This is a genomic window from Pseudovibrio sp. POLY-S9 (genome assembly GCF_001431305.1).
Taxonomy (GTDB): Bacteria; Pseudomonadota; Alphaproteobacteria; order Rhizobiales; family Stappiaceae; genus Pseudovibrio.
The window spans coordinates 201,911-210,838 of record NZ_LCWX01000200.1; the positions used below are offsets into that span (position 1 = coordinate 201,911).

Here is an 8,928-nt window from a genome sequence, read left to right on the forward strand (position 1 = left end):
CTGTCCATAATACAGTTCCAGTAGCCATGGAGGTTGGCTTTCAATCAACGAAAACCAGGCTGGCGGAAGCAGGTGCCCGGGACTGCTGGCGAAAAAGTGGTAAAGGTCTTGCGGAATGGAGGAACGGGAGGGGAGCGCTTTGACTTCCTCATAAAACTCCGGAATCCGGTCCACTGTTTCTGCTGAGAAGACATAGTCTCCTTGCTGCGGTCCCTCGGTCATCCTGGTGATGACGATTTGGGTGAATGGGATCGTCCAGGAGCTTTCCAAATCGGCCTGATTGAAGTCGTAGGTGCCTGCTGCTGTTCCGGGGATATCCGGGAAGGGGGGAAGCGGGATGCGATCCAGTATCTCTTTGAGCTGCAGGACCAACTCCAGTGACGTTTGCTGACGTGTTGCGCTGGGGAGGCCGGAAAGATCAAAGCAGCCTCTGGCACGCTCCAGAAGAATCTCGGCGAGATGGATCTGGTTCTGAATGTGCTCATGGTTTTTGCTCATACCGAGCGTTTCCATGGAGAACGCACCCATGCCTGTGTTTTCTTCGTAAGCTTCCTGAATGAGGTGGTTTGTTTCCTCCATGATATCGAGGAAGCTGTCCAGCGTTGCTCTTGGGGAGCTGGTGTCGGCAGGTGCGAGAGGGAACATGCCGATAATGTCTTTTGCGCGAAACTCCATCAGAGGCATTGCCGGCATGCGCAGTGTCTCAGGCATGCCGTTTTCGTCAGATGGCATCTCTGGCTTTTCAGAGGGAGCTTTCAGGATCTCCTTTTGCTGCTGTTTGATGTACTTCTGGTAGAGGGACTGGGCGGGAGCCTCGCCCGAGAGTGCCAGAAACAAAAGAACGCAAAAAAACGCAGCAAAAAGGCGTGTAACGCACAAATAACGCAAACCAACGCAAAGTGCACTGGATGCCCGGTGTGGCTGTTGTTGCTGGGTTATCGAGTGCGATTGCTCTGCTTGCATTGAGGTCTCGGTTGTTGCCTGCTTCCTGCTCTATGAAACCAGCCACTCAAGACCATTTGGACAATCCACGCCTTGTTATTTAAGTAAAATTTGCCGGTGGGTTATCGTGGCTTTCGCGCAACGCCTGTGGGTTAGCTGAGATTCCTCAGCGATTGCCGCGTGTTTGCCTCGTTCTGGCCTTTTCCCCGTAGCATTCCAGTGCTAAGCCCTTTACAGCTCGGGCGTTTGAATCACTAGCTGCTGGAAAGTTTTATGGGTTTTACAATGCGTAAATATCTTGGGCGCGCTGCATCCTGCGCACTTGCTGCGTTGATTGGTGGGGCAGCATTTGCATTGCCTGCACAAGCTCAGACACCAATTAAAAACCCGGTTGCAGTGTTCAAAGGGCTGGATAAAATTACCGGCCGCATTACCACGTTTGATGTCTATATTGATGAGACAGTTCAGTTTGGTGCGCTTCAGGTAACGCCGCGCGTTTGTAATTCCCGGCCTCGGACTGAAGCCTCTCAAACCACTGCGTTTATTGAGGTTGATGAGCTTACGCTTGACAGTAAAGTTCGTCGGATTTTCAGTGGCTGGATGTTCGCAAGTAACCCAGGTGTGCACGCTGTTGAGCACAGCGTCTATGACATCTGGCTGATCAACTGTAAGAAGACAACTTCTGTGCCGCCACCAGAAGGATACGCTGGTCCTGCTGTTGATCTTGTTTCCGAAGAGGATGATCTAGCTGGGAAAGACTTTGTTTCTTCAGGGGAAATTCCGATGCCACGACCGAAGGTTGTTGCAACACTGCGGTAAATGATGCGGCCTCTCAGATGAGGCCGTTTTTGTTTTTAGGTGGAGCAGGGCGCATATCCTCGATGATCTGCAGCACTAATTTGCCAGAGCTCTCCTGCGGTAATGCGTGAAAATCTCCGAGTACCATCAGCGCATTTTCCAGCAGCTTGCCATACTGCTCTTTGGGAACTTCTGTCGCCCCGAACTGTTCCAGATGTTCTGTTACGAACTGAGCGTCCAGTAACTTGTAGCCTCCATAGAGCAGACGGCCATACAGATGCACAAGGGCAACCTTGGATGCATCCCGCTCCAGTGAGAACATGCTCTCCCCAAAGAAAGCACCGCCCAGTGATACGCCGTAAAGGCCGCCAACGAGCTCGTCAGCGGCGTTATAGACCTCGATTGTGTGGCAATACCCCATGGCAAAAAGTGCAGTGTAGAGCTTGCGGATCTCAGTGTTGATCCATGTCTCTTTGCGCTCTGAGGTGGTTGTCGCGCAGTGAGAGATTACTGCTTTGAAATCACGGGAGGCTCGAACGACAAACTTGTCGGAGCGGACGGTTCTGGCGAGCCGTTTGGGGATGTGAAATGAATCGAGCGGCAAGATACCTCGCCGCTCGGGATCAATCCAGAAAAGATCAGGAGAGTCAGCAGTCTCAGCCATTGGAAAGATGCCACAAGCGTATGCTTTAAGCAGAATTTGTGGGGTAATCTTAAATTCCATGCTGGCCTGCTTTTGACCTCCCTAAATCTCCTCAGTTTTCTTCGGAGTTCTGTGCTGCGATGTGCGCTTCCAGGAACTTCTCAAGCCAATGGATATCATAGGCGCCGTTGGCGATATCCTGATTGTCCAGAAGCTCTGTGAAGAGCGGAACAGTTGTGTTGATGCCATCAACCACAAACTCGCTCAGAGCACGACGCAGGCGCATCATACATTCCACACGGGTCCGGCCATGAACGATCAGCTTACCGATCAGGCTGTCATAATGTGGAGGAATTTTGTAGCCCTGATAAACGCCTGAATCTACGCGCACACCCAGACCGCCCGGTGGGTGGTAATAGGTGATTGTGCCCGGAGATGGTGCGAAGGTCAGAGGATGCTCTGCGTTGATACGGCACTCAATCGCATGACCAGAGAAGCGAACTTCTTCCTGATTGATTGACAGAGTAGAACCACCAGCGATGCGGATCTGTTCGATCACAAGATCAATGCCGGTAACCATCTCGGTTACAGGATGTTCCACCTGCAAACGGGTGTTCATTTCAATGAAGTAGAACTCACCGTTTTCATAAAGGAATTCGATTGTGCCCGCACCGCGATACTTGAGCTTACGCATAGCGTCTGCACAAACTTCGCCGATTTCCATCCGTTGCTCTCCATTGAGCGCAGGGGATGGGCACTCTTCGAATACCTTCTGGTGGCGGCGCTGCAAAGAACAGTCGCGCTCACCGAGGTGGATTGCATTGCCCTGACCGTCACCCAGAACCTGCACCTCAATGTGGCGTGGTTTGCCGAGGTACTTTTCCATGTACAGAGCATCATCGCCAAAGGCTGCTTTGGATTCGGAACGTGCGGTTGAGATCGCAGTATCCAGATCTTCAGCTGTCAGAGCGACCTTCATGCCGCGGCCACCGCCGCCTGCTGCCGCTTTTACGAGAACCGGATAACCGATTTCCTTAGCGATTGCATGGACGTCGTCTTCAGGAGTGATGCCACCATCGGAACCTGGCACAACTGGAATGCCCAGTTCTTTTGCCGTGGTTTTCGCCTGAATTTTATCGCCCATCACACGGATGTGTTCTGAGGTAGGGCCGATAAAGGTGATGCCGTGTGCCTCAAGAATTTCCGCAAAGCGTGCATTCTCGGAAAGGAAACCATAACCGGGATGCACAGCGTCGGCGCCAGTGATTTCACAGGCTGCCAGAATCTGCGGGATGTTGAGGTAGCTGTCGCGCGCTACCGGCGGACCAATACAAACACTTTCGTCAGCAAGGCGCACATGCATTGCGTCTTCGTCGGCAGTAGAGTGGACCGCTACAGTGCGAATGCCAAGCTCTTTACATGCCCGAAGGATGCGGAGTGCGATCTCGCCGCGGTTTGCGATGAGGATCTTTGAGAACATAGAGACTTCGCCTGTTATTCGATGATGATAAGTGGTTCGCCGAATTCAACTGGCTGACCATCTTCAACCAGAATTGCAGTCACAGTGCCTGACTTTGGTGAAGGGATCTGATTCATGGTCTTCATAGCTTCAATGATCAGAATTGTTTCGCCCTTCTTGATGGACTTACCTACTTCAATAAAGACTGACGCGCCTGGCTCTGGTGCCAGATAGGCTGTGCCAACCATTGGAGAAGTAACTGCGCCCGGATGGTTTGCCGCATCTGCAGAAACTGCAATCTCTACAGGTGCGGCCGCTGCTGGTGCCGGCGCAGCTACAGGAGCAGGTGCTGCTACTGGTGCCACTGCACCCACTGTCAGCTGACGAGCGACACGAACGCGGAGATCTTTTTGTTCCACTTCGATTTCGGTCAGGTTGGTTTCGTCCAGCACATTTGCAAGCTGGCGGATCATTTCCTGATCAAACTTAGTTTCTTTCGTCATCGTTTTCATCGTCCAGTTCGAAATGCCCTGACTAATGCCAGGAGCCTTCGGTTTGGCCCCCAAAGCGATTGTGCAGCAAGGATGGCCTTTAATAATCTGTGAAAATCCAATTGCTCAGAGCAAACTATGGATTTTCTGACTGAATGAACTACGCAAGCAGTTGGTTATTAACTGCTTAGATAGCCATTAATTCTCTATTTGCGAGATGCTGTCTTTTAAAAAGTATGCATCCGGAGTGCCTAGGCTGCGCATAAGGCAATATCATGTTTATTAGCGCAGAAAGGCACATAACGCTTTGATTTACTCAGAAGTACACAAATGTAGTTGCGCCTACGCAACCAATCTGTTCTCAAAAACTCTGTGTAATAAGCTAGGTTTACTTGACGTATTGGTAAAGAGTAGCCAGGCAAATAAACATAACTGGCCCTCTTATATGGTCAGAGCGGACCAAGGAAAAGACCTTTGTCCGCTCTGAGTTGAGTTCTTAAGGATAAAGCTGCGAAAATGCGTTGATATGCGCGATTGGGATCAATCTACTCGCGTTCAGCTGCAATTTTTTCCTTCAAAGTGTCGTAGCCGACGGCTCCAACAATCACTTCTTCACCCAAAATATAGGAAGGGGTTCCGGTGATGCCGAGCTGTTCAGCAATCGTGAATACTTCCTGGAAGGTTTCAGCTGCGCGGCTGGACTTCATTGATTTTTCAAGATCTGCATCAGAGATCCCAAGGTCCTTTGCAACTTTCAGGCTGCTGGCGAGGTTTGCGCGGCCAGGCTGACCCAGAAGTGCGAGGTGGAAATCCTCGTATTTATCAGGTGCAACTTCAGCAACTGCGATCGCAACGCGTGCAGCTTCCTGAGAGGCTTTGCCCAGAACAGGGAACTCTTTCAAGACAACGCGGAGGTTCTTGTCCTCATCAACGAGGCGAACAAGGTCAGACAGCGCGCGCTTACAGTAACCGCAGTTGTAGTCAAACAGCTCTACGAGCGTGACGTCGCCATCCGGGTTGCCGAGGACAATCTGGTAGTCACTGTTGTAGATCTCATCAGAGAGGCTGGAGATAGCACCTTTGCGTGCGCTTTCTTCTTCTGCGAGGCGGCGCTTATCAAGTTCCTGAAGCGCTTCCAACACGATTTCCGGATTTGCGACAAGGTATTCCTTGATGATTGTTTCGACTTCAGCGCGGTTCACTGTTTCTGCTTGTGCAGAAAAAGTTGCTGGCAGCAGGGCGAACGTTGCTGCACATGTGATCGCAGCTCTGCGAATGAGTTTGTTCATGACGTCTCCTGTAACCCTGTTCGGGTGCTTGATTTTTATCAGTCTGATTTGTTAGCGGCGTCTGAGCTGAGGCACTTTGACTGACAGTATATCGTCAGCTTGTTGCCAAGCGGGTGAGCCGACTTTCAATTTTTTCTGAGCGCGTTTTGCGTAGCGCTGTGCGCTGCGAACATCGCCGCGGGTCATATGGCTTTGAGCGGTTGCCAGATCTGCTCCAGCGATATCGCCCAGACGGGCATTCGCGATTGCAAGCTGCGCATAACCGTTCATGGAATATCTGTCTTTTCGCAGAGCTCTGGTCAAAATGCTCTTTGCTTCTTTCAGGTATCGCTTGTCATCGGATGCGACCATTGCGAAGCCCAACCAGATTTCAAAATGCGGATTGCCAGGATAAAGCGCCAGCGCCTTACGGAATGGCGCAATTGCGGCTTTCGGCTTGCCGCCTTCGAGCAGCGCCTGTCCTTTGATTTCATAAAAATACGGATATTCCGGCGCTTTTGAGATCAGGGCGTCAATTTTTCTGACAGCTTTTGACGCTTTGTCGGACCTCATGCTGGCAATAGCACGGGCATACTGCGCAGGGAGACTTTTGTCTCTTTCCGGATAGGCACGATAAACTGAGTTTCTGTGACTGGTGAATGCCAGCAGTTTGGCTTTGACCATGTCATGCTTCAGCTGAAGGCGCTCAGGGTCTTTCTTGTTAAAGTGCTTCGCCTTTTGAGCCCTGTTTTGAAGGGCGTTGAAACGGGCGCGCGGCATGGGGTGGCTGAGCGCGTATGGATCTACATACTGCGCTGAAAACAGAGCCTGATCCGCCATGCGTTCAAATGTTGTGAGCATGCCCTTGGCAGAAACGCCGATGCGATCGAGGTAGCGCAGGGCTGCCTGGTCAGCTGACGATTCTTCAGATCTGCGATAGGACAAGAAACTTCGTTGGGCGAGCGCTCCGCCGCCGGAGACGGCTGCTGCACCACCGCGGGCTATAGAGCTGTTGCCCGTGGTTGCACCTGCTGCCATAGCGCCTGCACCCAGGATCATGCCGATAACAGACATGATCTGTGCGTTTGACGCTGCCTGGCGCATGCGAACCAGATGGTTACCAGCAATATGGCCGGTCTCGTGTGCGATCACGCCGATCACTTCGCTTGGCGTTTTGGCATCCATAATGACGCCGAGGTTGATAAACATCCTGCGGCTGTCTGGAACAAAGGCGTTAAAGCTCTTGTCGTTGACCAAAATGATCTCAACCTGATTGGCAGGAAGTCCAGCTGCCCGGAAGATCGGTTTGGCGTATTCGCGCAGCAGATCTTCAGTTTCTGCATCGCGAACGAGGGGGAGCCCCTTCTTTTGTTGAGCTTGAGCTGTGGTGATTGCCACATTAGGTACAACCAGTGAAAGTGCGGTTGCTGTTATAAGAATTTTGCGTGCAAACTTTGTTGCTTGTGATTTGACTGGTTCAATCACACGTTTCAATGCATTGTTCTTAAATTGCACGTCAAGTCCCCTTAATTGGCTTGGCAGGCGCAGAGCGGTTCGCACTTAAAGTACTACATAGACTTTCAAATAAGCCTTAACCACCCAAGATAGGCAGTTATTAGGCAAAATTGCTAGGTAGCCCGAAAAATTAAAGCACAGGCTCTGAGAAGAAGAAATAAGAGGGAATGCATTTGTCAGTATTAATGGGATCAAAACGTAGTGAAGTCCTGCCTTTTCAAGCTATGGAAGTGCTGAATGCTGCCAACCGCCTTGAGCAAAGCGGAGAACATGTGCTGCACATGGAAGTGGGGCAGCCGGGAGCGCCTGTTCCTGACTCGGTTTTGAAGGTTGCGCATGACCACCTGTCTTCTGGCCGATTGGGATACACGGAAGCGCAGGGCATTCCGTTGCTGAAGAAGAGCATTGCTCGCTACTATAAGCAAACCTTTGGATTAGAGGTTCCAGAATCTCGCATTTTTGCAACTACGGGTTCTTCTGCCGGTTTTAACCTTGCGTTTCTTGCCGGGTTTGACAGAGGGGACCGCATTGCAATTACATCTCCGGGCTATCCGGCCTACCGCAATATTATTGAGGTGTTAGGGCTGGAGTGTGTGGAGATTGAGGTTGGGCCGGAAACGCGCTGGTCGCTTACCCCTGAGAATCTTGAGGCAGTGCATAAGGAGAAGCCGCTAAAGGGCGTGCTTGTGGCCAGCCCGGCGAATCCAACCGGGACCATGATGTCTCCTGATGCTCTCAAGGCACTGGTTGAAGCTTGTGAGGCGATGGATCTGTGGTTCATTTCCGATGAGATTTACCACGGGCTTGCCTATGATATGGAGGAGGAGACGGCGCTCCGCTTTACGGACAAGGCGATCATCGTCAATAGCTTTTCCAAATACTATTGCATGACAGGTTGGCGTATTGGCTGGATGGTGTTGCCTGAAGTGCTTGTACGTCCGATTGAGCGGATTGCGCAGAGCCTTTACATTTCGCCCCCAGAGTTGGCGCAGGTGACTGCAGCTGCTGCTTTTGATGCGACGGAGGATTATGAGAAGATCAAGGCTGGGTATGCTGCCAACAGGCAGGTGCTGCTTGATCATCTTCCTCAGCTTGGTTTTGATGTGCTGCCGGTTGACGGTGCGTTCTATGTGTATGCCGGTGTTTCAAAGCTCACCAACGATTCCATGGAGTTCTGTCAGAAGATGTTGGCAGAGACACACATTGCAGCGACGCCCGGCGTAGATTTTGATCTGACACGCGGGAATCAATACATGCGCTTTTCCTTTGCGGGGAAGGAGCCCGATATCAAGCTTGCGGTGGAGCGGTTGGAAGACTGGCTCAAGTAACAGGCAATAAAAAAGCCCGCTCAGTTGAGCGGGCTTTTTTTGAACTTGTTTCTTCTTAGAAGAAAGAGCGGCGCTGCCACCAACCTGTGCGGCGCGGCGAGTCGTCATCGCCTTCAACGGCAACGGTTTCCCCTTCAACAACCTTATGCGATGTCACAACCGGTTTGGTTGGCGCTTTCGGTTTCGCTGGTGCTTCGGCCTCAACTTCTGCTTCTGCAGCTTTAGGGGCCTCGACAGCCGGAGCTTCTTCCTTCACTTCAACCTTAGCGACTTCCGCAGGCTTTTCTTCTTTAGGCTGCTCAGCAATCGGTTCTGCAGGCTTGCTCACTGGTTCTGCCGAAGCTTCCGCAGGTTGCTCTGCTTGTACTGCCACTTCTGCTGGAGCTTCTTTCACCGCGACGTCTGAAGTTTCTTCTGCCTGAGGGGCAGGGGCTTCGGTTACTTCTGTAGAAGCTTCCTTTTCAGCTGTCTCCTCAGGTGCAGG

The 8,928-nt window shown here is 51.6% G+C and carries 7 protein-coding genes and 2 pseudogenes; 2 read left to right on the forward strand and 7 right to left on the reverse strand.

Translation table 11 applies throughout. From position 1 onward, the window contains the following. A pseudogene (locus PPL9_RS33535) lies at window positions 1-963 on the reverse strand (hypothetical protein); the annotation flags it as partial. Between the two features lie 264 nt (window positions 964-1,227). On the opposite strand from PPL9_RS33535, the gene PPL9_RS20640 reads away from it, so the two are divergent. After that, a complete protein-coding gene (locus PPL9_RS20640) occupies window positions 1,228-1,761 on the forward strand; it encodes a DUF2155 domain-containing protein (protein ID WP_348271976.1) in 534 nt (177 codons plus the stop codon). A gap of 13 nt (window positions 1,762-1,774) precedes the next feature. Here the strand turns inward: PPL9_RS20640 and aat are convergent, their stop codons facing one another. The 5 genes from aat to PPL9_RS20665 all read right to left on the reverse strand — a co-directional run bounded on the left by aat (window position 1,775) and on the right by PPL9_RS20665 (window position 7,116). Continuing rightward, window positions 1,775-2,464 carry a leucyl/phenylalanyl-tRNA--protein transferase gene (aat, locus tag PPL9_RS20645; RefSeq protein ID WP_057464433.1) on the reverse strand — a complete coding sequence of 230 codons (690 nt, stop codon included), beginning with the start codon at window positions 2,462-2,464 and terminating at the stop codon, window positions 1,775-1,777. A 31-nt stretch (window positions 2,465-2,495) separates the two neighbouring features. Then, window positions 2,496-3,863 carry an acetyl-CoA carboxylase biotin carboxylase subunit gene (accC, locus tag PPL9_RS20650; protein ID WP_057464434.1) on the reverse strand — a complete coding sequence of 456 codons (1,368 nt, stop codon included), beginning with the start codon at window positions 3,861-3,863 and terminating at the stop codon, window positions 2,496-2,498. Between the two features lie 14 nt (window positions 3,864-3,877). After that, window positions 3,878-4,354 carry an acetyl-CoA carboxylase biotin carboxyl carrier protein gene (accB, locus tag PPL9_RS20655; protein WP_057464435.1) on the reverse strand — a complete coding sequence of 159 codons (477 nt, stop codon included), beginning with the start codon at window positions 4,352-4,354 and terminating at the stop codon, window positions 3,878-3,880. Window positions 4,355-4,878: 524 nt separating this feature from the next. Next, complete coding sequence (locus PPL9_RS20660; protein WP_057464436.1) at window positions 4,879-5,622, reverse strand: DsbA family protein; 744 nt, start codon at window positions 5,620-5,622, stop codon at window positions 4,879-4,881. Between the two features lie 51 nt (window positions 5,623-5,673). Continuing rightward, a complete protein-coding gene (locus PPL9_RS20665; protein WP_057464437.1) occupies window positions 5,674-7,116 on the reverse strand; it encodes a M48 family metalloprotease in 1,443 nt (480 codons plus the stop codon). A 185-nt stretch (window positions 7,117-7,301) separates the two neighbouring features. Here PPL9_RS20665 and PPL9_RS20670 point away from each other — a divergent pair, with 185 nt between their 5' ends. Beyond that, window positions 7,302-8,444 (forward strand): aminotransferase class I/II-fold pyridoxal phosphate-dependent enzyme, encoded by a 1,143-nt coding sequence (locus PPL9_RS20670; RefSeq protein WP_057464438.1) that lies wholly within the window; start codon window positions 7,302-7,304, stop codon window positions 8,442-8,444. 55 nt (window positions 8,445-8,499) lie between these two features. Here the strand turns inward: PPL9_RS20670 and PPL9_RS20675 are convergent. Further along, window positions 8,500-8,928 (reverse strand): annotated as a pseudogene (locus PPL9_RS20675) (ribonuclease E/G); the annotation flags it as partial.